The sequence below is a fragment of the Amycolatopsis sp. GA6-003 genome, from assembly GCF_046267895.1.
Classification (GTDB): Bacteria; Actinomycetota; Actinomycetes; order Mycobacteriales; family Pseudonocardiaceae; genus Amycolatopsis.
Genome location: NZ_CP176499.1, coordinates 9,313,469 through 9,335,047 on the forward strand (window position 1 = coordinate 9,313,469; position 21,579 = coordinate 9,335,047).

Annotated in this window: 25 protein-coding genes; 14 read left to right on the forward strand and 11 right to left on the reverse strand. The window is 71.5% G+C overall.

The window, feature by feature from the left end:
* The first annotated feature begins 7 nt into the window (after nucleotides 1–7).
* On the forward strand, nucleotides 8–520 hold the full coding sequence (locus F9C12_RS42040; RefSeq protein ID WP_409179871.1) for an XdhC family protein: 513 nt from the start codon (nucleotides 8–10) through the stop codon (nucleotides 518–520).
* A 95-nt stretch (nucleotides 521–615) separates the two neighbouring features.
* Here F9C12_RS42040 and F9C12_RS42045 read toward each other — a convergent pair whose 3' ends face one another.
* Nucleotides 616–2,727, reverse strand: a complete 2,112-nt coding sequence (locus tag F9C12_RS42045; RefSeq protein ID WP_409464177.1) for an elongation factor G-like protein EF-G2 — start codon at nucleotides 2,725–2,727, stop codon at nucleotides 616–618.
* 444 nt (nucleotides 2,728–3,171) lie between these two features.
* Between F9C12_RS42045 and F9C12_RS42050 the strand changes: the two genes are divergently transcribed.
* A complete protein-coding gene (locus tag F9C12_RS42050) occupies nucleotides 3,172–4,764 on the forward strand; it encodes a M4 family metallopeptidase (RefSeq protein ID WP_409464178.1) in 1,593 nt (530 codons plus the stop codon).
* Between the two features lie 136 nt (nucleotides 4,765–4,900).
* On the opposite strand, the gene F9C12_RS42055 is transcribed toward F9C12_RS42050, so the two are convergent.
* Together F9C12_RS42055 and F9C12_RS42060 are read right to left on the reverse strand one after the other, a co-directional pair.
* Nucleotides 4,901–5,221, reverse strand: a complete 321-nt coding sequence (locus F9C12_RS42055) for an AzlD domain-containing protein (RefSeq protein WP_009079357.1) — start codon at nucleotides 5,219–5,221, stop codon at nucleotides 4,901–4,903.
* Nucleotides 5,221–5,916 (reverse strand): AzlC family ABC transporter permease, encoded by a 696-nt coding sequence (locus F9C12_RS42060; protein WP_409179874.1) that lies wholly within the window; start codon nucleotides 5,914–5,916, stop codon nucleotides 5,221–5,223. Before F9C12_RS42060 ends, F9C12_RS42055 begins: the two co-directional genes overlap by 1 nt.
* Nucleotides 5,917–5,986: 70 nt before the next feature.
* On the opposite strand from F9C12_RS42060, the gene F9C12_RS42065 reads away from it, so the two are divergent.
* A complete protein-coding gene (locus F9C12_RS42065; RefSeq protein WP_409464179.1) occupies nucleotides 5,987–6,550 on the forward strand; it encodes a helix-turn-helix domain-containing protein in 564 nt (187 codons plus the stop codon).
* 94 nt (nucleotides 6,551–6,644) lie between these two features.
* Complete coding sequence (locus F9C12_RS42070) at nucleotides 6,645–7,121, forward strand: cupin domain-containing protein (protein ID WP_409179876.1); 477 nt, start codon at nucleotides 6,645–6,647, stop codon at nucleotides 7,119–7,121.
* 6 nt (nucleotides 7,122–7,127) lie between these two features.
* On the opposite strand, the gene F9C12_RS42075 is transcribed toward F9C12_RS42070, so the two are convergent.
* From F9C12_RS42075 to F9C12_RS42085, 3 genes are all read right to left on the reverse strand, one after another.
* A complete protein-coding gene (locus F9C12_RS42075) occupies nucleotides 7,128–8,369 on the reverse strand; it encodes a flavin-dependent oxidoreductase (protein ID WP_409464180.1) in 1,242 nt (413 codons plus the stop codon).
* A 306-nt stretch (nucleotides 8,370–8,675) separates the two neighbouring features.
* On the reverse strand, nucleotides 8,676–9,107 hold the full coding sequence (locus F9C12_RS42080; protein ID WP_409179878.1) for an Hsp20/alpha crystallin family protein: 432 nt from the start codon (nucleotides 9,105–9,107) through the stop codon (nucleotides 8,676–8,678).
* 366 nt (nucleotides 9,108–9,473) lie between these two features.
* Nucleotides 9,474–9,752, reverse strand: a complete 279-nt coding sequence (locus F9C12_RS42085) for a hypothetical protein (RefSeq protein WP_409464181.1) — start codon at nucleotides 9,750–9,752, stop codon at nucleotides 9,474–9,476.
* Between the two features lie 134 nt (nucleotides 9,753–9,886).
* Here F9C12_RS42085 and F9C12_RS42090 point away from each other — a divergent pair, with 134 nt between their 5' ends.
* The 3 genes from F9C12_RS42090 to F9C12_RS42100 all read left to right on the forward strand — a co-directional run bounded on the left by F9C12_RS42090 (nucleotide 9,887) and on the right by F9C12_RS42100 (nucleotide 12,547).
* Nucleotides 9,887–10,204, forward strand: coding sequence for a helix-turn-helix domain-containing protein (locus tag F9C12_RS42090; protein ID WP_409179880.1), 318 nt, complete (start codon nucleotides 9,887–9,889; stop codon nucleotides 10,202–10,204).
* A 196-nt stretch (nucleotides 10,205–10,400) separates the two neighbouring features.
* Nucleotides 10,401–11,609, forward strand: a complete 1,209-nt coding sequence (locus tag F9C12_RS42095; RefSeq protein ID WP_409464182.1) for an SEFIR domain-containing protein — start codon at nucleotides 10,401–10,403, stop codon at nucleotides 11,607–11,609.
* A 41-nt stretch (nucleotides 11,610–11,650) separates the two neighbouring features.
* A complete protein-coding gene (locus F9C12_RS42100; RefSeq protein WP_409464183.1) occupies nucleotides 11,651–12,547 on the forward strand; it encodes a phosphotransferase in 897 nt (298 codons plus the stop codon).
* A 4-nt stretch (nucleotides 12,548–12,551) separates the two neighbouring features.
* On the opposite strand, the gene F9C12_RS42105 is transcribed toward F9C12_RS42100, so the two are convergent.
* On the reverse strand, nucleotides 12,552–12,944 hold the full coding sequence (locus tag F9C12_RS42105) for a hypothetical protein (RefSeq protein WP_409464184.1): 393 nt from the start codon (nucleotides 12,942–12,944) through the stop codon (nucleotides 12,552–12,554).
* A gap of 172 nt (nucleotides 12,945–13,116) precedes the next feature.
* On the reverse strand, nucleotides 13,117–13,965 hold the full coding sequence (locus tag F9C12_RS42110; RefSeq protein ID WP_409464185.1) for an NmrA family NAD(P)-binding protein: 849 nt from the start codon (nucleotides 13,963–13,965) through the stop codon (nucleotides 13,117–13,119).
* A 136-nt stretch (nucleotides 13,966–14,101) separates the two neighbouring features.
* Here F9C12_RS42110 and F9C12_RS42115 point away from each other — a divergent pair, with 136 nt between their 5' ends.
* Together F9C12_RS42115 and F9C12_RS42120 are read left to right on the forward strand one after the other, a co-directional pair.
* Nucleotides 14,102–15,085 carry an AraC family transcriptional regulator gene (locus F9C12_RS42115; protein WP_409464186.1) on the forward strand — a complete coding sequence of 328 codons (984 nt, stop codon included), beginning with the start codon at nucleotides 14,102–14,104 and terminating at the stop codon, nucleotides 15,083–15,085.
* Between the two features lie 87 nt (nucleotides 15,086–15,172).
* Nucleotides 15,173–15,898: an alpha/beta fold hydrolase gene (locus F9C12_RS42120; RefSeq protein WP_409464187.1), complete on the forward strand. Its 726-nt coding sequence runs from the start codon at nucleotides 15,173–15,175 to the stop codon at nucleotides 15,896–15,898.
* A 53-nt stretch (nucleotides 15,899–15,951) separates the two neighbouring features.
* On the opposite strand, the gene F9C12_RS42125 is transcribed toward F9C12_RS42120, so the two are convergent.
* Nucleotides 15,952–16,122: a hypothetical protein gene (locus F9C12_RS42125; RefSeq protein ID WP_409179886.1), complete on the reverse strand. Its 171-nt coding sequence runs from the start codon at nucleotides 16,120–16,122 to the stop codon at nucleotides 15,952–15,954.
* 206 nt (nucleotides 16,123–16,328) lie between these two features.
* Nucleotides 16,329–17,177, reverse strand: a complete 849-nt coding sequence (gene pdxS, locus F9C12_RS42130; RefSeq protein WP_234392882.1) for a pyridoxal 5'-phosphate synthase lyase subunit PdxS — start codon at nucleotides 17,175–17,177, stop codon at nucleotides 16,329–16,331.
* 464 nt (nucleotides 17,178–17,641) lie between these two features.
* Here pdxS and pdxT point away from each other — a divergent pair, with 464 nt between their 5' ends.
* From pdxT to F9C12_RS42145, 3 genes are all read left to right on the forward strand, one after another.
* A complete protein-coding gene (pdxT, locus tag F9C12_RS42135) occupies nucleotides 17,642–18,277 on the forward strand; it encodes a pyridoxal 5'-phosphate synthase glutaminase subunit PdxT (RefSeq protein ID WP_409179887.1) in 636 nt (211 codons plus the stop codon).
* Nucleotides 18,278–18,336: 59 nt separating this feature from the next.
* Complete coding sequence (locus F9C12_RS42140; RefSeq protein WP_009079324.1) at nucleotides 18,337–19,092, forward strand: YebC/PmpR family DNA-binding transcriptional regulator; 756 nt, start codon at nucleotides 18,337–18,339, stop codon at nucleotides 19,090–19,092.
* 158 nt (nucleotides 19,093–19,250) lie between these two features.
* Nucleotides 19,251–19,772, forward strand: a complete 522-nt coding sequence (locus F9C12_RS42145; protein WP_409179888.1) for a DUF4262 domain-containing protein — start codon at nucleotides 19,251–19,253, stop codon at nucleotides 19,770–19,772.
* A 5-nt stretch (nucleotides 19,773–19,777) separates the two neighbouring features.
* On the opposite strand, the gene F9C12_RS42150 is transcribed toward F9C12_RS42145, so the two are convergent.
* Complete coding sequence (locus F9C12_RS42150; RefSeq protein WP_409464188.1) at nucleotides 19,778–20,227, reverse strand: cupin domain-containing protein; 450 nt, start codon at nucleotides 20,225–20,227, stop codon at nucleotides 19,778–19,780.
* A 152-nt stretch (nucleotides 20,228–20,379) separates the two neighbouring features.
* Between F9C12_RS42150 and ruvC the strand changes: the two genes are divergently transcribed.
* Nucleotides 20,380–20,982, forward strand: a complete 603-nt coding sequence (gene ruvC / locus F9C12_RS42155) for a crossover junction endodeoxyribonuclease RuvC (RefSeq protein ID WP_409464189.1) — start codon at nucleotides 20,380–20,382, stop codon at nucleotides 20,980–20,982.
* On the forward strand, nucleotides 20,979–21,575 hold the full coding sequence (gene ruvA / locus F9C12_RS42160; RefSeq protein ID WP_409464190.1) for a Holliday junction branch migration protein RuvA: 597 nt from the start codon (nucleotides 20,979–20,981) through the stop codon (nucleotides 21,573–21,575). Before ruvC ends, ruvA begins: the two co-directional genes overlap by 4 nt.
* Nucleotides 21,576–21,579 lie beyond the last annotated feature (4 nt).

A 21,579-nucleotide genomic window follows, 5' to 3' on the forward strand; every position in this document is an offset into this window, starting at 1 on the left:
GAGCCGCATGACGACCGAACCCGATGCCTGCGCCGTCGCACACGGCGAGGTCGAAGAGCCGCCCGCCGAACGGACCCTGGTGGCCGTGTTCGCCTCGCCGGTCGCGAAGCACCTGCTGCGCTACGCGACCGACCTGGGCTATCGCGCCGTGCTGTTCGAACCGGACGAGGCACGGGCCACCGACGCCCCCGAGGGAGTCGAGGTCCGCACGACCGCCCCCGCTCCGGGCCCGGACGCGGACGTCGTGGTGACCGACCACCACCGCCCGGAACTGGGCCCGGTCCTGCAGGCCGCACTGGCGACGCCGACGCGGTGGATCGGCGTGCTGGGCAACCCGCGCCATCCGGGACCGCACGTGGAAGCACTGCGCGCATTGGGCGTCCCGGAACCGGACATCGCGAGGGTGCACCGGCCGGTCGGGCTGAACATCGGCTCGCGCACCCCGGCGGAGATCGCGGTGGCGACGCTGGCCGGGTTGGTGGCGGACCGGAACGGGCGGCCGGGCGGATTCGAGTTCTGACTCGTGAGTGCTTATCCCGGTTCTAACCGGGATAAGCACTCACGAGCCACCCAGCTCCGCCGCACCGCTGCCGCTGTCAGCTCGGGCCTAACTGCTCACGAGGGGACGGCCGCCCCCTCCGGCATCGGCTCGAACCGCGCGTGCCGCCGCGTGAACGTCGCCGTCCCCGAGGTCAGCGAGCGCAGATCCACCGCGTACCGCAGCAGTTCCGCCGCGGGCACTTCGGCGTGCACCACGGTGTGCCCGCCCTCGCCGGATTCCGTGCCCAGCACCCGGCCGCGGCGGGAGGACAGGTCGCCCAGCACGGTGCCCAGGTGTTCGTCCGGCAGGCTCACCTCGACCGTGTCCAGCGGTTCCAGCAGCAGGATCCGGCTGGCCGCCGCGGCTTCCCGCAGGGCGAGCGCGCCGGCGGTCTGGAACGCCGCGTCCGAGGAGTCGACGCTGTGCGCCTTCCCGTCGGTCAGCGTCACGCGCACGTCGACCACCGGGTAGCCGTCCTGGACGCCGCGTTCCAGTTGTGCCCGCACGCCCTTCTCGACGCTCGGGATGAACTGGTGCGGCACCGCGCCGCCGACCACCTTGTCCACGAACTCGAACCCGGCGCCGCGCGGCAGCGGTTCGACTTCGATGTCGCACACCGCGAACTGCCCGTGCCCGCCGGACTGCTTCACGTGCCGTCCGTGGCCTCGCGCGGGTTTCGCGAACGTGGAGCGCAGGCTGATCCGCACCGGCTCGGTGCCGACGTCCGCGCCGCCCGCGCGCAGCCGCGACAAAACGACCTCCGCGTGCGCCTCTCCCATGCACCACAGCACGAGCTGCCCGGTTTCCGCGTTGCGCTCCAGGCGCAGCGTCGGATCGCCGGCGACGAGCCGGGAAAGGTTGCGGGACAACGTGTCCTCGTCGCTGCGGGACTTCGCGACCACGGCGACCGGCAGCAGCGGTTCGGGCATCCGCCACGGTTTGATCAGCAGCGGATCGTCCGGCGACGACACCGTGTCGCCGGTTTCGGCCGAACCCACTTTGGTGAGCGCGCACAGATCTCCCGCGACGCAGAACGGCACCTCGCGCAGGTTCGCGCCGAGCGGCGAGTACAGGTGGGCGACGCGTTCGTCCGCGTCGTGGTCTTCGTGGCCGCGTTCGGCGAGGCCGTGGCCGGAGACGTGCACTGGGTTCTCCGGGCGCAGCGTCCCGGAAAACACCCGGACGAGCGACACTCGACCCACGTACGAATCGACTGCGGTGCGCACGACCTCGGCGGCGAGCGGGCCGGCCGGGTCGGCGGACAGCGCGGCGTGCTCGGCGCCGTCGGGGCTCGTCACGCCGGGCGGGGTGTGCTCCAGCGGCGAGGGGAAGGCCCGCACGATGCCGTCGAGCACCTCGGCGAGCCCGGTCCCGCTGGTCGCGCACACCGGGATGACCGGGTGGAACGAACCGCGCGCGACGGCCGTCTCGAGGTCGGCGATCAGCACGTCCTCGGCGATCTCCTCGCCGCCGAGGTAGCGGTCCATGAGGGTCTCGTCCTCGCTCTCGGCGATGATGCCCTCGATCAGCTCGTTGCGGGCGTCGGCGAATTCCTCGGAGACGGCCGGGTCCGGGTCGCTCACGCGCGGCGGATAGCCGGCGGAGTAGTCGTAGCGGCGCTGGGTGACGAGCCCGACCAGGCCGTCCGGCGCCGGGAGGTACAGCGGCAGCACGCCCGCGCCGAAGGCGGCCTGGCAGGCGGCGATCTCGGCGAGCGCGTCGGCGCGGTGGTGGTCGAGCCGCGACACGACGACCGCGCGCGGCATGCCCACCGCCGCGCATTCCTCCCACACCGCGACGGTGGCGGCGTCCACGCCCTCGGCGGCGCAGACCACGAACAGCGCGGCGTCCGCGGCCCGCAGCCCGGCGCGCAGCTCGCCGACGAAATCGGCGTACCCCGGGGTGTCGATGAGATTGATTTTGTGCCCGGCGTGCAACACCGGGGCGACGGAAAGCCCGACTGAGCGCTGCTGGCGCACGGCGGCCGGGTCGTGGTCGCACACCGTGGTGCCCTCCACGACCGAACCGGCGCGCGGCACCGTGCCGGACGCGGCGAGCAAGGCCTCGGTGAGCGTGGTCTTCCCGGACCCGGAGGGCCCGACGAGGACGACGTTCCGCACCTTGGCGGGGTCGTCCACAGCGACGGCGGCCCCGGGGTCGGCACTCCTGTTCTGCTTGTCGGCCATGACGGCCTCCTCAGCGACGGCGGATGGAAGAACTGTGTCCCCGATCACACACCCGCGACCCGCCGGGAGGCAAGGCGCGCGGCCCGGGACCAGCCGTTCGCTCACCGCGGCCGGCCAGTCTCCCGGACGGCCCGATTCCACTGTGGACGACCCGGATTCGACCGTCCACAAAGGAGCACACGGCGAATTGCCGCCGGATTCATCCGGAAAGCCGGGCTGCTGCCGGAGTGGGCGAGTGGCGATTCTTGGGCGGAAAGGGGAAATTCCGGAAATTGCGCGCCGGAAATCGGGGAGACGGCGCCGAAGTTGACAACTTCACGACGTTCGTCGGTTGCCCGGAGTTGGGAAAAACCCGACTCTGGGCGGGGTTCGATCCCATTCCACTTCCGAATCCGGCCCCCACCCCCGGGCCTGATCCGGCCTGTCCGGAGGAGAACACCGCCGATGAAATCGCGCCGACCGCTCGTGCTGCTCGCAGCCGGGGTGCTGGCCGGGGCCGTCACCACGGCCACCGCCGCCCACGCGCAACCTCTCGAACCGCAGAGTCCGCAGGCCGCCGAAGCCGTGGCGGCCACCGCCGCGCAGGCGCTGGTCGCCTCCCGGCCCGCCGCGCTGCACGCCAGCAAGGATGACGTTTTCCTGCAGCACAAGGTGATCTCGTCGACCGACGGGCTGAAATACGTGCCGTATGACCGCACCTACAAGGGAATCCCGGTGATCGGCGGCGACTTCGTCGTGGCCGCGAACTCCGCCGGGAAGGTGCTCGCCACCTCGGTCGCGCAGACTTCCGAGATCGCCCTGCCCAGCACCTCGCCGAGGCTGACCGCGAAGCAGGCCGAAGCGATCGCCCGCACCCAAGTGCCCACTGTGGACACTGTGCGGCCCGCGACCCTTGCCGTATACGCGCTCGGCAGCCCGAAACTCGCCTGGACGACCCGGGTGACCGGGCGGAACGCGGAAGGGCCGAGCAAGCTGGACGTCGTCGTCGACGCGATGACCGGCAAGGTGCTGCACACCCAGGAGCACGTGGCCTACGGCGACGCGCAGGGCGTGTGGAACGGCCCGGAGCCGCTGCACCTCGACACCTCCTCGGACGGCGCCGGCGGTTACTCGATGACGGACCCGAACATCGCGAACCTCAGCTGCCAGGACGCGGCCACCCAGCAGACCTTCACCAAGTCGACCGACAGCTGGGGCAACGGCGACGAGACCGACAAGGAAACCGGCTGCGCCGACGCCCTGTACGGCATCCAGCAGGAGAACAAGATGCTGTCGCAGTGGCTGGGCCGCAACAGCTTCGACGGCAACGGCGGCGGCTGGCCGATCCGCGTCGGGCTCAACGAGCAGAACGCCTACTACGACGGCACCCAGGTCCAGGTCGGCAACAACACCTCGGGCCAGTGGATCGGCTCGCTCGACGTGATCGGGCACGAGTTCGGCCACGGCATCGACGACCACACCCCGGGCAGCATGTCCGGCGGCGGCACCCAGGAATTCGTCGCGGACGTGTTCGGGGCCTCCTCCGAGTGGTTCGCCAACGAGCCCGCGCCGTACGCGGTCCCGGACTTCCTCGTCGGCAACCAGGTGAACCTCACCGGCAGCGGGCCGATCCGCAACATGTACGACCCGTCCCAGCTCGGCCACGCGAACTGCTACGACGACTCGATCCCCGGCACCGAGGTGCACGCCGCGGCCGGCCCCGGCAACCACTGGTTCTACCTGCTGGCCGAGGGTTCGAACCCAAGCAACGGCCAGCCGGCCAGCCCGACCTGCGACAACTCCGCGGTGACCGGGCTCGGCGTGCAGACCGCGGTGAAGATCTTCTACAACGCGATGCTGCTCAAGACCAGCGGCAGCTCCTACCAGAGCTACCGCACCTGGACGCTGACCGCGGCGAAGAGCCTCTTCCCGAACGGCTGCACCGAGTTCAACACGGTGAAGGCGGCGTGGGACGCGGTGAGCGTGCCGGCGCAGCCGGAGGACCCGACGTGCGGCGCGGTCGGCCCGACCGGTTCGCGGGCGATTTCCGCTCGCTGACCCGGAACTGATTTCCCCCCGGCGGGAGGGGGAGGCGAGCACTCGTCTCCCCCTCCCGGCCGCTCGTGCCCGGCAGGCTTTTCCGGGCGAGGAGAATTCCTCCGGAAAAAGACGCCGCGCAATTTCCCGGGAATGATTACGGAACCCCGGCGAGCCGGAGCAAAGCAGCGGTCGCCGCGGCGGCGATCACGACCGCCACGAATGGCGCTTTCCGCCACGCCAGCACGCCGCCCGCCAATACTCCGGCGGGCCGGGCGATTCCGGCGAATTCGTGCCCCTGGGTCAGCGCGCTGGTCGCGACCAGCGCGGCCAGCAGCACCACGGCGGACAGCGTCATCAGCCGTTCGGCGCGCGGGGACAGTCGCACTTTCGTGCGCAGCAGCGGCCCGGCGAGCCGGAACGCGAACGTCCCGGCCGCCAGCACGAGTGTCGCGACGATCAGTTCCGCGCCGTCCATCAGTGCGCTCCTTCCAGCGGCTTCGGCTCCTTCGCCGCCGCGCCGGCGACCACGCCGACCAGCGCCAGCAGCACCGGCAGGCCGGCCGGGAGCAGGGGAGTGGCCGCGAGCGCGACCACCACGCCGATCAGCACCGGCAGCCGCGAGGCCCGGTCCTTCAGCGACGGCAGCACCAGCGCCAGCAGCACCGCCGGGAAGGCGGCGTCCAGGCCGAACGCGTCGGTGTCGCTGATCGCGGACCCGGCGAACGCGCCGACCACCACGCCGAGGTTCCAGCACACGAACAGCCCGATGCCGCACGCCCAGTACGCCGCCCGCCGCCGGTCCGCGTCGCGCTGGGCCAGCGCGAACGCCACCGATTCGTCGATCATCAGGTGGCTCCCGGCCAGCCGCCCGAGCAGTCCGCGCCCGAGCGCGTCGCCGACCGCGAACCCGAACGGCACGTGCCGCGCGTTCACCAGCAGCCCGGCGGCCACCGCGGCGAGCGGATTGCCGCCCGAGGCGACGATGCCGACGAACATGAACTGCGAAGCCCCGGCGAAAACCAGCAGGGACAGCAGCATCGGCGCCCACAACGGGAAGCCGGAGCCCACCGCGATGGCGCCGTAGGACACGCCCACGAGGGCGTCGGCCAGGCACACGAGACCGATGTCGCGGACGAGGCCGCGATCGAGTGTTCGCCAAATCGAACGCATAGTGTCCTATGCTGAACACAGCCGACCCTGTTCGTCAAGGCGAACGAGAAGACTGATGGAGCGAACACACATGCCGAACGAGAGCACCGGCGCGCCGCTGGACATCATCGCGGCGTCGCTGCGCCGCGAACGGGCCCGCGCCGGCCTCTCCCTGACCGAGGTCGCGCGCCGCGCGGGCCTGGCGAAATCCACGTTGTCCCAGCTGGAATCGGGGTCCGGCAACCCGAGCGTGGAGACGCTGTGGGCGCTGGGCGTCGCGCTGGACGTGCCGTTCTCCCGGCTGGTCGAACCGGAACGGCAGGAGGTGAAGGTGATCCGCGCGGGCAAGGGCCCGACGGTGTTCGCCGAACACGCCGACTACGCGTGCACGCTGCTGTCCGCGTGCCCGTCCGCGGCGCGCCGGGACATCTACCTGGTCAGCGCGGAACCGGGCAGCCCGCGGCGGTCGGATCCGCACATGAGCGGGGTGGTGGAGCACACCGTGCTGTGCGCGGGCCGGGCGCGGATCGGCATCATGGACGACCCGGTGGAGCTGCTTCCCGGGGACTACATCTGCTATCCGGGGGACGTGCCGCACATCTTCGAGGCGCTGGAGCCGGGGACGTTCGGGGTGGAGATTTCCGAATACCACTGAATCCGGCCGGAAACCGCCTCGGACCGGCGGCTGTACACCCGCGGCCGGATGGCGCAGAGTCTCTGCCGGAGAAGACCATCGGCCAGGAGGTGTGATGACCGGCGAGGAAATCGTGCTCGGTCCCCTGCCCAAGGGGATCACGCCCGCCCGCGAGGGCATGCGGGACAAGGTGTGGAACGTGCTCGGCCACACCTACTCGATGAAGGCGGCCAGCGAGTCGAGCTTCGCGTTCGAGACCCTCGACCCGCCGGGGACCGGCGTGCCGCCGCACGTCCATCCGACCCAGGACGAGCACATCTACGTCCTGGAGGGCGTCTTCACGCTTTACCTCGACGGCAAGTGGGAGACCGCGGGTCCCGGCGACACCGTGCGGATGCCGAAGGGCCTGCCGCACGCCTACTACAACCGCAGCGAGAGCATGACCCGCGGCCTGTTCTGGGTGAGCCCGGCCGGGCAGCTGGCGACGCTGTTCGACAAGCTGCACAACCTGACCGACCCGGCCGAGGTGGTCCGGGTGTCGGCGCTGCACGACGTCGACTTCCTGCCGCCCGGTTCGGTGGAGGGCGCCTGAACCGGCTCAGACGCGGTTCACCTGCTGCGGGGACGCCCCGGAAACCTGCGCGTAGCCGCTGACGATCGCCTCGAGCGCCGCGGCGTCGATGACGTCCTCGAGGCGGTCGAAGCCGGCCGGCGCGCGCCGTTCGACCTCGTCGATCACGTTTTCCGGGCCGCCCTGGCGGTTGCGCAGCACGATCTCGCTGGTGGCCGCCAGCCGGTCGGCTTCGTACGCGCGCAGCGCCTCGACGGGATCGGCGTGCCGGCTCAGCTGCGAGGCGAGACTGGACGCGTCGAGAATCGCCTGGCCGGCGCCGTTGGACCCCATCGGGTACATCGGATGGGCGGCGTCGCCCAGCAGCGTCACGCGGCCGTGCGACCAGGCGGGCAGCGGGTCCCGGTCGCACATCGGGAACTCGAAGACCTCCTCGGTGGCCTCGACCAGCGCGGCGTGGTCGACCGCCGCGCACCGGAACCGCCCGACGTGCCGGGCCAGCTCTTCGCGGTCGCCGGGTTTGGCCCAGTCCTGCCGGTCCGGGGGAGGGGAGCCGGGTTCGCCGGTGCGGATGCAGACGGCCCAGTTCGTGAGCCGGGTGCCCGCGGACTTGCCCGGGCCGATCGGGTAGACCACCAGTTTGGCCGCGGTCCCGCCGGAGACGATCATCGAAGCGCCGCCGCCGAACTCCGGCCAGTCGGTGGCGCCGCGCCACATCAGGACCCCGTTCCAGCGGGGCGGTCCTTCGCCGGGGAACAGCAGGGAACGCGCGGCCGAGTGGATTCCGTCGGCCGCCACCAGCACCTCCGCGGCGACCGAGACCGGCTCGTCGCGGTCCCGCTCGGCGAAGTGCGCCCGGACGCCGTGCTCGTCCTGCTCGAATCCGGTCAGCCGCCACCCGGTCCGCACGGAGTCCGGGCCCAGCCGGGTCTGGACGGCCTGAAGCAGCATGTTCCGCAGCCTGCCGCGGTGCAGGCAGTACTGGGGCAGCGCGAATCCGGCGTCCAGCCCGCACGGCTTGCGCAGGATGACCTGCCCGAGCCGGTGGGTGTAGAACAGCTCGCGGGTGCGGATCCCGATCTCGTCCAGCCGGTCGAGCAGCCCGAGCTCGGCGAGTTCCTTGACCGCGTGCGGCAAGGCGTTGATCCCGACGCCCAGTTCGCCGATCCGGGTGCTCTGCTCGTAGAGCGCGCATTCGATGCCTTCGCGGTGCAGCCGCAGGGCCGCGGTCAGCCCGCCGATGCCCGCCCCGACGATGACGACCTTCACCCGCAGCCTCCCGTCCTCGTCTGCCCAGGGTGGCCGAGCCGGGCCGGGCGCGCTACCGCCGACCGGAGGCGTCTCCCGTTCCCGGACGTGGACTGTCCACAGTGGAGTAAAGCGGGGGGCTGCGCTTCGCCGTGCGTGCCTCGGTTCGGCGGCGGTGTCGCGATTGGACAGACCGCGGCCGAGCAGGCGCGGTGCTTCGCGGTGGAAAAAGCGGATCCTGCGGCGAGCTTGCCGACAGGTCCGTGCGAGTGCTCTCGGGGAGCCGTGGCCCCGCCCGCCGCGGGACGGGGCCGGATATTCGGGCGGTCAGGCGTTGATCTGCTTGGCTTCGCTGCCGCCGCCGATGGCGATCTTGCGCGGCTTGGCCTGTTCGGCGATCGGCACCCGCAGGGTGAGCACGCCCGCGTCGTAGTCGGCTTTGATGCTGTCGGTGTCGAGGGTGTCGCCGAGGAACAGCTGCCGGGAGAACACCCCGCGCGGCCGCTCGGAGACCTGGACCTCCGCGTCCTCGCCGTAGCCGGGCCTGCGCTCGGCCCGCACGGTCAGCACGTTGCGCTCGACGTCCAGGTCGATCGACTCCGGCGCGACGCCGGGCAGGTCGAACTGCACCACGTAGTCGTTGCCGGACCGGTAGGCGTCCATCGGCATCACCGCCGGGCGGGTCGCGGTGCCGTTGCCGCCGAAGAACTGCTGGGTCAGCCGATCGAGCTCCCGGAACGGGTCAGTTCGCATCAACATGACCATGCGCCTCCCTTTCTCCTTCCCTCGTGCCCGCCGGCGCGGCGGGCGCTCGCTTCGTTCTCCACTCCGCTAACGACTCGCTCTGAATACTTGTTCCCGCGACTGCAGATTTTTTCGAGTCTGGACTGTCGGATCGCTGGTCTTCGCGGAGATCCGGCCCCGCCGGACGCAGCGGCGGGGCCGGTACCAGTTCGGGTGAAAAGCAACCGTGCTGAGTCAGGTCCGAGTCAGCGCTGCCGGATGCTGCGGGGGCCGCGGGACCACGTCACGAGACGCGATGCCGGGGCTGTGCGAGCCTCCTCGGCCGAGCGTCGTGGCAGGCCTCCCGACCGGCAGCGGCGCGCTATCACCTCCCAGGCGAAGTCAGGATCTCGCGTTCCCGCTTCGCGGCGGAGGAGAACGTTCCCGGCGTTCCGGCGGCCACGCCCGCCACACGCTTGCCGGCGCTCGCCGCCCGGCGGGGACCTCTGCTGGATACTGCGGACGGGAATCGTTGCCGCGCAACGGCGGGAACGCCGGCGCCTCGCCGAAACCGGCGGACACGATCGCCTCGAACTCGGCGCGCAGCCAGCCCGGATCCGCGCAGATCAGCTCCGCGAACTCGCGGGCGGCCGCGTCCTGGCGGCTGATGGTGTCCGGCATCGTCGATCACTCCCCGGCTACGGTGGTGCGGCACCCAGGTCAGTTCTCGCGTCTAGAATTTCTATAGCGCGGACTGGAGATTGTGTCAAGCAGTGGGTCGAGATAATCTTGACTCGTCCGGAGAGGAGGTGGGCGTGACCGGACTCGACAACCTTGACGACCAGGACTACCCGGCTTATACGACCGGGCAGGCCGCCGAAATGCTGGGCGTGCAGCAGGCTTTCCTGCGCAGCCTGGACTCCGCGGCGGTGGTCCGGCCGGAACGCTCCGGCGGCGGGCACCGCCGCTACTCGCGCCGCCAGCTGACCCAGGTGGTGCGGCTGCGCGAACAACTGGACGAGGGGCATTCCCTGGCGTCGGCCGCCCGGATCATCGGCCTGGAGGACGAGCTCGCCGACGCCCACGACATCATCACCGGCCTCCGCGCCCGCTTGGACGAACAAGATCGCTGACCCGCGCCGGGCCCGGTGTCTCGCGGTGCCGGATCGGCAGAGGCGGCTTCCCTTGAAGAGTTGCCCTTGTACGGCAAGGCAATCGGCGTCGGCCAGGATCGTGCCGGAGCGCCCGCTCGCCGGAGGTCGGCGTGGTGGCTTCGCTGGCCCGGGGCGGGCCCGGTTGAATGACGGCATGTCGGTCGAGGACGTCGCGATGAGGTCTTTCAAGGTATTCGTCTCCTACGCCCACGATGACGAAGCGCATCGGGCGGCCGTCCGCAAGCTGGCGGAGCTGCTGGTGCGCAACGGGATCGACGCAGTCCTCGACCAGTGGGCCGAAAACGAGCGCAAGGACTGGGGCGCGTGGGCCAACCACCACATCACCACGTCCGACTTCGTCCTCGTCGTGGCCTCGCCCGCCTATCGCCGGGTAGGCGACGGCACCGCGCAGACCACCGGCAACCGGGGAGCGCAGACGGAAACCGCGCTGATCCGCGACCTGGTGCACGGGCACCGGGAGACCTGGGTGCGGAAAATCCTGCCGATCGTCCTGCCGGGCAGGTCCATCGACGAGATTCCCCGCTTCCTCCAGCCGTTTTCCGCGGACCGCTACGAGATCCCGGCGCTGGACCGAAGCGGGATCGAAGGGTTGCTGCGCATCATCACCGGCCAGCCGAGCTGGGTGCCGCCGGCGCTTGGGCAGGTGCCGCATTTGCCGCCGCGTCCTTTCGAGACAGCGGCTGGCAGCTTCTCGCCGGCTGGCGTCCAGGCGGTCGAACCGCGCTGGGCGGTGCTCGCCGAGCCCGCGGCAGTCCAGTGGCGTGCGGAGCTGGTGCGGGATCCTTGGGCAGCCCAAGCGGCGGCCGCGGTCGAACTCCACCTGGCTCCGGTCGGCGCCGCGCCCCTGACGGCGGGCCGGCTGCGGGCGGTGGCGGGCACTTTGGCGGCAGCCGGACGCGCGCACGGCCTGTTCAGCATGGGCGAAGAGGTGCAGGACCGGGCAGACGGCTTGGCCGCGGCGTGGACGAGGGCTGGACGCGACGGCGGCGGCAGTGGCTTGGCGGTCCTGCGGAGCGGACAGCGCAGTGCGTGGTTCGCGTTGCCGACAGCCACCATCGGCAGCGTCCTCGACCAGCACGACGTCCAAGCGCGGTTGTCGGCTTCGCTCGTCGCGCTCGCCCAGCTGGAACTTCCTGACCCAGGCGAGGCCGCGCTCGCGATCGGCTTGGAGCCGTGCTCGCTGGTCTGGGAAGGATCGCTGGCCGACCGGCACACGTCGACGGTCTCGATGCCCTTGCGGACGGCGGAGCACGCCCGGGTTCCTGCCGACGAGAAGCTGCCCTGGGCGGATCTGGCCGCTGCCCCGGACGCGGTGGCCGCGGAACTCACCGCACGCCTGATCGAGGCGTTCCGCAAGTCCTGACGGCGAAATCCCGGCTGCCGCCGCCTCGGTACTGTCTCCCCGTGACCGCCCCCGAGATCGTGCTCACCGCCGACCTGGTCCGCGACCTGCTCCGGGACCAGCATCCGGACCTCGCCGGCCTGCCGATCCGCGAGGTGCCGGGCGGCTGGGGCAACCAGATGTGGCGGCTCGGGGACGAACTGGCCGTCCGCGTGCAGCGCAATGACCCCACCCCGCAGCTGCAGCTCAAGGAACGGCAATGGCTGCCGGTCCTGGCCCCGCGCCTGCCGCTCCCGGTGCCGGTGCCCGTGCGGTCCGGCGAACCCTCCGAGCGGTTCCCCAAGCACTGGACCGTGATGACCTGGGTTCCCGGCGAACCGCTCGACCACGGCACGATCAGCCGGGGCGAGCACGCGGCCGACACGCTGGCGGACTTCCTCCGGGCACTCCACGCCGAAGCCCCCGCCGACGCGCCGGTCTCCGCGGACCGCGGCGCTCATCCCCGCGACTGCACGGACGGCTTCGAGAAATTCCTCGAGGCGGTCGCCCTCGACGACCTCGCGGCCGACGTCCGGGCAGTCTGGGACGACGCCGCCGCGGCCGGTGCGTGGGAGGAGCCGCCCGGGTGGGTGCACGGCGACCTCCATCCGGCGAATGTCGTTGTCGCAGAAGGAACTCTCTCGGGCATCGTGGATTTCGGCGACCTGTTCGCCGGCGACCCGGCATGGGATCTCGCCGCCGCCTGGGTGGTGCTGCCCGAGGGCACGGCCGCGCGGTTCTTCGAGAGGTACGCGCGGGCGGACGAATCGGCGATCCGCCGCGCCCGCGGGCTCGCCGCGATGAAGAGCCTTTTCCTCATCCTCATGGGACAGAACGGGGACCGCGGCCTGCCCGGCGGCAAACCGCACTGGGGCCCCGCGGGCCGGGCGGCGCTGGACCGGGTGCTGAAGGGGCTGTGACGGATCAGTCCCACCACAGCACGACGGCCAGCCGGCGACGTGCGGCTTCCGCGGAGAAGTCGCGCAGGACGGCGTGCTGCTGGGCCAGCTGCCCAGCCAGTTCGCCGCGCACTGTCCGCGCCAGCGAGCCCAACTGGGCCTCGACCCGATCCGGCTCCGACGGCACGACAGCGCGGACCGCTTCCGGGGCGATGCCGCGCAACGCTTCGGCGACCGCTGCGACCTGCCGGGGTTCCAGCGCGGTCACCGGATGCCCGTCGATCGAAGGGAGGAAGTCCCGGTAGGCCGGAGTGACTTCTTCGTCGCCGTCGAAGCCGCGCTGCAGCAGTGCGAGGGTCGATTCGGCGGCCCCGGTCAGCTTCCAAGCCGGTTTCAGGGTGACTGGCCACCAGTTCAAGTCGAGGCAGTCCTCCGGAACCGAGCAGAGTTCGTCCAGCGCTTCCGCCGATCCCGGCAGGCGGCCAGGTGCGCGACGGGAATGCGGGCGAGCTGCTGGGTCACGGCCATGCCGCGGAGTATGGCAAGGCGCGGCATGCGCGCATCCGACCGGGCAAATCGAGCCGCCCGATTCAGCGCCACAGGGCCGCCGCCGCGCGGGCGTAGGCGGCGAAGGAGACCGGCGGCCGGCCGGTGATCCGCTGGACGTCGTCGGTCACTTCGGCGGCCCGGTCGTTGCGGATGCCTTCGTACATGGCGGCGTAGAAGTCGGCTACCTGACCGGGAATCCCTCCGCCCAGCATGGCTTCGCGGAACTCGGCCGGGTCCATCGCCCGGTACCGCACCGGCTTTCCCGCCGCGGCGCCCACGATCGCTGCCATGTCCGAAAAGGACAGTGAATCGGGTCCGGTCAGGGAGTAGGTCTTGTGCTCGTGCCCGTCCTCGGTCAGGGCGGCCGCGGCGACGGCGGCGATGTCCTCGACGGAGATCGGCGCCACCCGGCCGTCGCCCGCGGGGACCGCGACGACTCCGGTGCGGATGCCCTGCAGGATCGCGGGGTGTTCGGAGAAGTTCTCGGCGAAGACGTTGGGGCGCAGGATCGTCGAGGGCACCGGGCCGGTCTCGAGGAGGCGTTCGGCCTCCTGCATCGGGTAGTCCTCGCCGGACAGGTGCGCCGTCGCGGTCGACAGGTGGACCACCCGGCGGACCCCGGCCGCCTTGGCGTCGTCCAGCAATGCCGCGACCTCCGTCGCGGCGTCGGGTCTTATCGGGAACCACTGGTAGACCGCGTCCACGCCGTCCAGCGCGGGCGGGTAGGTCGCCGGGTCGTTCCAGTCGAAGCGGACCGGCGTCACCGGGCCCTGCCGGCTCCCCGGATTCCGGCTCGCGGTCCGGATCGCGTGCCCCCGTTCGGCCAGCAAGGACACCACGCGGCGTCCGGTGCGGCCGGTCGCGCCGAGAACAAGAACTGTGGCAGGCACGCGTTCCTCGCAAGGTAGGGTCGAATCGGCAACAGCATCACCGTAGGAATGGGTCATCGACGCGCGCCATGACAGTTCTCGACAGATTCATGTCCGATCGGCGCCGGGCCGGAGCGAATCGGGGACGGCGGGACCGGTGAAAGCGGCCGGGCGCGAGCGGGACCAGGTGGCCGACGTCGTGGGCGACATCGTCGCCGCCCTCCGGCGCGGCGGCGTGGTCTACGGCAGGGCGCTGCTGCGCGCCCCCTGGGGCATCGCGTTCGAGTCGCGGTCGATCGCCACGATCTACGTCGTGATCGCCGGTTCGCACGTTCTCGTCCCGGACGGCGGAGAGGCTCTGCAGCTCGCCCAGGGGGATGTCGCGTTGCTGCCCTCCGGAGCCGGGCACGTCGTCTCCGACACCGCGGGCCGGCCGGCTCCCACCGTGCGCGAGCTGTTCGGCGCGGACCTGGAGGAGCTGTCGGCCACCGATCTCGTCATCGAGGGCGACGGTGCCGAGACCGTGCTGGTCTGCGGCGCGTACCTCCTCGAACCCGCGCCGCAGCACCCGTTCCTCGCCTCCTTGCCCGAGGTCGTGCACGTCACGGCGGACCAGATGCGCGGCACCCGCCTCGGCGCCGCCGTCCACCTGCTCACCACCGAGGTCGACCAAGCCGGCCGCGGCACGCCCGCCGTCGTGGCTTCGCTGCTCGACCTGCTGTTCACCTACACCCTGCGGTCCTGGTTCCTCGGCCAGCCCGACCAGCTGGTCGGATGGGCCCGCGCGCTCCACGACCCCGCGGTGGGCCCCGCGCTCGCGCTCTTGCACGACGACCCCGGCAAGCCCTGGACGGTGGAGGCGCTCGCGCACGCCGTCGGCGTCCCGCGCGCCCGGTTCAGCCGCCGGTTCGCGTCGACGACCGGGCACACTCCCATGGAGTACCTCGGCATCTGGCGGATGACCGTGGCCGCCCGCCTGCTGCGCGAGGGCCGTGCCCCGCTGCGGCAGATCGCCCGGGAGGTGGGGTACGACTCGGAATTCGCGTTCGCGCGCGCTTTCAAGCGGGTCGTCGGGCACGCCCCCGGCCGTTATCGCGCGATGCACCATCGCACCGAAGGCGACGCCGATCCGCGGCGGTGACTCTCCGAAGGCATCCGGGACCGCTCCCCGGGACCGGGAATTACGCTCCCCGCGCCGTCCCGCACCCCGATCGACGGAGGTCCGGTCATGCTCACGTTCGTTCTCGTGCACGGTTCCTGGCACGACGGCTCGGCCTGGGACGCGGTCGTTCCCCGGCTGGAAGAACTGGGGCACGCCGCGTACTGCCCGACGATGGCAGGCCACGGCAAGGGCGTGGACAAGGCGGTCGGCCACGACGACTGCGTGCGGTCGGTCCAGCGGTTCGTCGTGGACCGGGATCTCGCGGACGTCGTGCTGGTCGGCCACAGTTTCGGCGGGACGGTGATCGCCCGGGTCGCCGAGGAGATCCCGGAGCGGCTGCGCCGCCTGGTCTTCTGGAACGCGTTCGTGCCGCGGCCGGGCACCAGCGTCGAGGACGATCTCCCGCCGCACTATCGCGAGCTGTTCGCGCGCCTGGCCTCCGAATCGCCCGACAACACAGTCCTGCTGCCGTTCCCGATCTGGCGCGACGCGTTCATCCAGGACGCCGACTTCGACCGCGCGAGCGCCGCGTACCAGCAGTTGTCCCCGACGCCGTACCGGCCTTTCCTCGACCGGCTCGACCTGTCGAGGTTCTCCCGGCTGCAGATCGCCAAGAGCTACCTGAACTGCACCGACGACACGGCGCTCCCGCCCGGCGAATGGGGGTGGCACCCGCGGATGTCCGGACGCCTCGGCCCGCACCGGCTGGTGCAGCTGCCCGGCAGCCACGAAGCGCTCTTCACCAACCCCCGGCTGCTCGCCGAAAAGCTCGTCCACGCCGGACGGGATTGACGCGAGCCTTCCCCCGGCTTAACGGCGGAAATGCGACTCGCCGTATTACGGCGTCAGCTCCACGGCTGGCTGAGGAATACGTAGCCGCGCTGGGCCCCGGCCTGCCGCCGTGCGTCAGCAACGTCCGGCCGCCCCTTGCGGCCGACGTCCTTCGAGGCCACGACCAGTCCCGCCGCGAGCAGGACGATGACGATTCCACCCAGGATGACGAATGCTTCGAGCATGGCTCCCCCTGACGGTCGGCTGTTCTTTCTCGTGAGCCGGTATCGCCAGACTAAGGCGAAGGGGAGCCGGCGGCGGGAAACTTGAGGATTATTTAGGCTGGTTCGAGCGGCATCGCGCTAGGTTGGAATATTCTTCGCGGAAATGCGCGGGAACGGCGCCGGGCACTGGCGCCGTTCCCGCGAGCAGAACCGGGTGAAGCGGACCGTCACCAGCCCCGCTCGGCGAGCCGGTGCGGTTCCGGCACGTCTTCGACATTGATTCCCACCATCGCCTCGCCGAGGCCGCGCGACACCTTCGCCAGCACGTCGGGGTCGTCGTGGAAGGTGGTCGCCTTCACGATCGCCTCCGCGCGCTGCGCCGGGTTGCCGGACTTGAAGATGCCCGAGCCCACGAACACGCCCTCCGCGCCCAGCTGCATCATCATCGCCGCGTCGGCCGGGGTGGCGATGCCGCCCGCGGTGAACAGCACCACCGGCAGCTTGCCCGCTTCGGCCACTTCGCGGACCAGTTCGTACGGCGCCTGCAGTTCCTTGGCCGCGACGAACAGCTCGTCCTCGGGCAGCGACTGCAGGCGGCGGATCTCGGCGCGGATCTTGCGCATGTGCGTGGTCGCGTTCGAGACGTCGCCGGTGCCGGCCTCGCCCTTCGAGCGGATCATCGCCGCGCCCTCGGTGATCCGGCGCAGCGCTTCGCCGAGGTTGGTCGCGCCGCACACGAACGGCACGGTGAACGCCCACTTGTCGATGTGGTTGGCGTAGTCGGCGGGGGTGAGCACCTCGGACTCGTCGATGTAGTCGACGCCGAGCGACTGCAGCACCTGCGCCTCGACGAAGTGGCCGATCCGCGCCTTCGCCATGACCGGGATCGAGACCGCCTCGATGATGCCGTCGATCAGGTCCGGGTCGCTCATCCGGGCGACGCCGCCCTGCGCGCGGATGTCCGCGGGGACGCGCTCCAGCGCCATGACGGCGACCGCGCCCGCGTCCTCGGCGATCTTGGCCTGGTCGGCGGTCACGACGTCCATGATCACGCCGCCCTTGAGCATCTCCGCCATGCCGCGCTTCACCTTCGCGGTGCCGGTGACGGTCTGGGGTTCGGCGTTCTGCTGCTGCGACACCTTGCGGGCCTTTCTCGGGGGAGCGGAAGTGGTCTTCTCCTCCAGCGTAAGCCGTCGGTGGACCGCTGAGGCAGGCCATTGCGCGGCTATCTCGGAAGGCCACTTTCCGCGCGCAGAGATCCACGGGGGTTCGGTCACTTTTCCGCCGGGAAGCGTTGACCTGGGCCTTCCGGGACGGCCTACCATGGAAGACGGGAGCGGCCCGCGGAAGACGGGCGGTCCCGGCTCCGGTGGAGACCACCTTCGAGGTGGCCACTGGCGACAGATTTCAGCAGTCCACTTCACGTCGGTCCAGGACGGGCCGCCGGGCGGGCGGCGGCCCCGGCGCCGCCCGCCTGACCTGCCCGGTTGCGCTCCGGGCGGCCCCCCTAAGCTGATGTGAACGTCTCACGGGAGGTTCGGTGGCGACAGCTACGGGAGCACGGCCGGCGGTCGGCGTGCTCGCCCTGCAAGGCGCCGTGCGCGAGCACGTCGCGATGCTGGAGAGCGCGGGAGCCCGCGCGGTTCCGGTGCGCCGCCCCTCCGAGCTGTCCGAAGTGGACGGCCTGGTGCTGCCCGGCGGGGAGTCCACCACGATGTCGCGGCTGCTCGAGACCTTCGAGCTGCTCGAACCGCTGCGCGAGCGGATCGCCGGCGGCCTGCCGGCGTTCGGCTCGTGCGCCGGGATGATCCTGCTGGCCCGCCAGGTGCTCGACGGGCGCCCGGACCAGCAGCAGCTCGGCGGCCTCGACGTGGTCGTGCGGCGCAACGCGTTCGGCAGGCAGGTCGACTCCTTCGAGGCCGACCTCCCGTTCGCCGGCCTGGACGGCGGGCCGCTGCGCGCGGTGTTCATCCGGGCCCCGTGGGTCGAGAAGGCGGGGGACGGGGTCGAGGTGCTGGCCACCGTGCCGGACCCGGAGGAGCCGCCGGACGGGCCGAGGGCGGATAGGATCGTCGCCGTCCGGCAGGGGGCGGTGGTGGCCACGGCGTTCCACCCGGAGATCACCCGGGACGAGCGCGTGCACCGGCTGTTCGTCGAGCTCGTGCGGAAAGCCTGAGCAAGGATTGCGGCGGCCGCGCCGGGAGGCACGCGGCCGCGGGAACAGATGGAGGAAAGATGAGCGGCCACTCCAAGTGGGCCACGACGAAGCACAAGAAGGCGAACCTCGACGCCAAGCGGGGCAAGCTTTTCGCGCGGCTGATCAAGAACATCGAGGTCGCCGCCCGCACCGGGACCGGGGGAGGGGACCCGGACGGCAACCCCACGCTGTACGACGCCATCCAGAAGGCGAAGAAGAACTCCGTCCCGCAGGACAACATCGAGCGCGCGCGCAAGCGCGGCGCCGGCGAGGAGGCGGGCGGCGCCGACTGGCAGACCATCACGTACGAGGGCTACGGCCCGAACGGCGTGGCGGTGCTGATCGAGTGCCTCACCGACAACAAGAACCGCGCCGCGATGGAGGTCCGCACCGCGCTCACGCGCAACAACGGCTCCCTCGCCGACCCGGGCTCGGTCGCCTACATGTTCAACCGCAAGGGCGTCGTGATCATGCCCAAGGGGGACGCGACCGAGGACGACGTCCTGATGGCGGTCCTCGACGCGGGAGCCGAGGAGGTCAACGATCTCGACGAGAACTTCGAGATCGTCTCCGAGGGCACCGACCTCGTGCCGGTCCGCAAGGCGCTGCAGGAGGCCGGGTTCGAGTACGAGTCGGCCGAGCTGACCTTCCTCCCGTCGGTGAGCGTGCCGCTCGACGTCGAGGGCGCGAAGAAGGTCTTCAAGCTGATCGACGCGCTCGAGGACTGCGACGACGTGCAGAACGTGTACGCGAACTTCGACGTGTCCGACGAAGTCATGGCCGCGGTGGACTGATCCCGTCGCGACACGACACGGCCGCGCCCCGGCACTCCGGGGCGCGGCCGTTTTCGTCGGAGTTTTCCGTTGGCGCGCAAGGGAAAACGCGAAAATCCTTGGGGCGGGCGGAAAATGACCGGCGCGGGGACTGGGCTCGGGCGCGCGGGTGGGGCAGAATGGCCGCCGTGACGACCTCCGCCCTCACCGAGCAAGAGCAGAGCCTGATCGCCTGGATCGAGACCCAGGCAAGGGAACGGGGCAACGCGGTCATCGCCGTGCCCGCCGACGACCAAGGGGCCGGCTACTGCTTCACCGCGTGCGCGTGGGCGTTGCACAACGTGCCCGAGGCCGTCGTGATCGGGCTGCCCGACCACATGGCCCCGGTGCTGCTCGACGCGTACGTCGACCGCTCCGCCAACGGCGAGATCTTCGAGGTCGGCAAGCGCTACGAGGATTTCTTCGAGGGCGCGCCGGTGGTCTTCGAACGCGTCGCGAAAGGCCACTACCCGGAGTACTTCGGGTCCGCGTTCCTCGTCTACCCGGACGGCGACTTCCCGGCGCTGCAGATGATCGTCGCGACGCCGGACGGGCATTTCCCGTGGCACGCCGACGCACCCGAGGGCTTCGCCGAATGGCAGCCGGTGCTCACCGAAAGCGGAGACCCGGAAAGCTGGACGCCCGGGGTCGACGGCCCCTGACCCGGCTAACCAGCGCTCAGCGCGGCCAGATCGGCGGCGGCGTCGGGAAACCGCGCGGCCAGCGTCGCCGGGTCCGCGAACTCCGCGCAGTCGTCGGCATAGGGCGGCACCACCACCGTGCCGAGCAGGCTCCACGCGCCCAGCGACACTGTCGCCTGCCACGTTCCGGCGGGCACGACCACCTGCGGGCGTTCCCCGGCGGCCACGTCGCTGCCCAGCACCGGGCGCGTCACCTCTCCGTCCGGACTCAGCAAAAGCATCCGGGCGGGCGCACCGGCGTGATGGACGAACACCTCGACCCGGTCGAGCCGGTGCGGCGCGGAGACCTCCGGCGCGGTGAGCAGGTAATAGATCGCCGAACCCTCGTCCGCGCGCCAGCTCTGCGCGAACCGGCCGCCCTCCACCGGCAGCGGCTCCAGGCCCAGGTGCGCGACGAAATCCTCCGGTCCCGGCATGCCTCCATCGTGCTCGCGGACGGCTCCGTTCGCCAGGTCGTCGCCGGCGCCGGCACGGGTGCACGTGTGTTAGTGCGTGTCTGCGCGAGGCCAGCCGCTGCGACCGTTAGCCTGCATCTCGAACTGATGTTCGCGCGGGCGGAGGAGAAACGGTGCGGGTGCTCGGGGTCGACCCCGGTCTGACCAGGTGCGGCCTCGGCGTGGTCGACGGCGGCAAGGGCCGGTCGGTGCGCCCGGTCGCGGTCGGGGTCGTGCGCACGCCCGCCGACCAGGACCTCGCGCAGCGGCTGCTCGGCGTCGCGGACGAGGTGGAGCGCTGGCTCGACCGGTACCGGCCGGAAGCGGTGGCCGTCGAGCGGGTGTTCGCGCAGCACAACGTCCGCACCGCGATGGGCACCGCGCAGGCGGGCGGGGTCGTGGCGCTGGCGGCGGCGCGGCGCGGGCTGCCGGTCGTCTTCCACACGCCCAGCGAGGTCAAGGCCGCGGTCACCGGGTCCGGGCGCGCGGACAAAGCACAGGTCACCACAATGGTGATGCGGCTGCTCGGGCTGGAGGTCAAACCGCATCCGGCGGACGCGGCCGACGCGCTCGCGCTCGCCATCTGCCACCTGTGGCGCGAGCCGATGCGGGTCCGGCTCGCCGAGGCCGAGGCCCGCGCGGCAGAACTGGTCCGCGCCCACAAGGCCCGGCTGGCGGCCGCGGCCAAGGCGGCCGGATCGACCACGAAGCGGAACGAAACAGGAGCACGACGATGATCTCCTCGGTACGCGGCGAAGTGCTGTCCGTCGGGCTCGACCACGTGGTGGTCGAGGTCGGCGGCGTCGGCCTCGCCGTGCAGGCCACCCCGGCGACGCTGGCCACGCTGCGCCGCGGCGAGCAGACGCGGCTGCACACCGCGCTGGTCGTGCGCGAGGACTCGCTGACCCTCTTCGGGTTCGCCGAGGAGGACGCGCGCGAGCTGTTCGGCCTGCTCCAGACGGTGTCCGGGATCGGGCCGCGGCTCGCGCTGGCGACGCTGGCCGTGCTGGAGCCGGACAAGCTGCGCGCGGCGCTCGTCGAAGGCAACATCACCGTGCTCACCCAGGTGCCCGGCATCGGCCGCAAGGGCGCCGAGCGGCTCAGCCTCGAACTGCGGGACAAGGTGACCGCGCTCGGCGGGACCGCCGACGCCCCGGTGGTGACCGCGCCCGGCGCGCTGCGCGGCGAGGTGGTGGAAGCGCTGGCCGGGCTGGGCTTCCCGGCCAAACAGGCCGAGCAGGCGGTGGACAAGGTGCTGTCCGGGGGCGACGGGCACACCACGTCGTCGGTGCTGCGCGCGGCGCTGGCGCTGCTGGGCCGCAAGCGGTAGCCGC

What these genes read in the sequence shown, in the direction of transcription:
- F9C12_RS42040 (WP_409179871.1), top strand. Translation starts at nt 8, where the DNA reads ATGACGACCGAACCCGATGCCTGCGCCGTCGCACACGGCGAGGTCGAA.
- F9C12_RS42145 (WP_409179888.1), top strand. Translation starts at nt 19,251, where the DNA reads ATGGCCGCCGTGACGACCTCCGCCCTCACCGAGCAAGAGCAGAGCCTG.
- F9C12_RS42140 (WP_009079324.1), top strand. Translation starts at nt 18,337, where the DNA reads ATGAGCGGCCACTCCAAGTGGGCCACGACGAAGCACAAGAAGGCGAAC.
- F9C12_RS42055 (WP_009079357.1), bottom strand. Translation starts at nt 5,221, where the DNA reads ATGGACGGCGCGGAACTGATCGTCGCGACACTCGTGCTGGCGGCCGGG.
- F9C12_RS42085 (WP_409464181.1), bottom strand. Translation starts at nt 9,752, where the DNA reads ATGCCGGACACCATCAGCCGCCAGGACGCGGCCGCCCGCGAGTTCGCG.
- F9C12_RS42045 (WP_409464177.1), bottom strand. Translation starts at nt 2,727, where the DNA reads ATGGCCGACAAGCAGAACAGGAGTGCCGACCCCGGGGCCGCCGTCGCT.
- F9C12_RS42150 (WP_409464188.1), bottom strand. Translation starts at nt 20,227, where the DNA reads ATGCCGGGACCGGAGGATTTCGTCGCGCACCTGGGCCTGGAGCCGCTG.
- F9C12_RS42095 (WP_409464182.1), top strand. Translation starts at nt 10,401, where the DNA reads ATGAGGTCTTTCAAGGTATTCGTCTCCTACGCCCACGATGACGAAGCG.
- F9C12_RS42060 (WP_409179874.1), bottom strand. Translation starts at nt 5,916, where the DNA reads ATGCGTTCGATTTGGCGAACACTCGATCGCGGCCTCGTCCGCGACATC.
- ruvA (WP_409464190.1), top strand. Translation starts at nt 20,979, where the DNA reads ATGATCTCCTCGGTACGCGGCGAAGTGCTGTCCGTCGGGCTCGACCAC.
- F9C12_RS42120 (WP_409464187.1), top strand. Translation starts at nt 15,173, where the DNA reads ATGCTCACGTTCGTTCTCGTGCACGGTTCCTGGCACGACGGCTCGGCC.
- F9C12_RS42080 (WP_409179878.1), bottom strand. Translation starts at nt 9,107, where the DNA reads ATGTTGATGCGAACTGACCCGTTCCGGGAGCTCGATCGGCTGACCCAG.
- F9C12_RS42050 (WP_409464178.1), top strand. Translation starts at nt 3,172, where the DNA reads ATGAAATCGCGCCGACCGCTCGTGCTGCTCGCAGCCGGGGTGCTGGCC.
- pdxS (WP_234392882.1), bottom strand. Translation starts at nt 17,177, where the DNA reads ATGGCGGAGATGCTCAAGGGCGGCGTGATCATGGACGTCGTGACCGCC.
- F9C12_RS42070 (WP_409179876.1), top strand. Translation starts at nt 6,645, where the DNA reads ATGACCGGCGAGGAAATCGTGCTCGGTCCCCTGCCCAAGGGGATCACG.
- F9C12_RS42125 (WP_409179886.1), bottom strand. Translation starts at nt 16,122, where the DNA reads ATGCTCGAAGCATTCGTCATCCTGGGTGGAATCGTCATCGTCCTGCTC.
- F9C12_RS42065 (WP_409464179.1), top strand. Translation starts at nt 5,987, where the DNA reads ATGCCGAACGAGAGCACCGGCGCGCCGCTGGACATCATCGCGGCGTCG.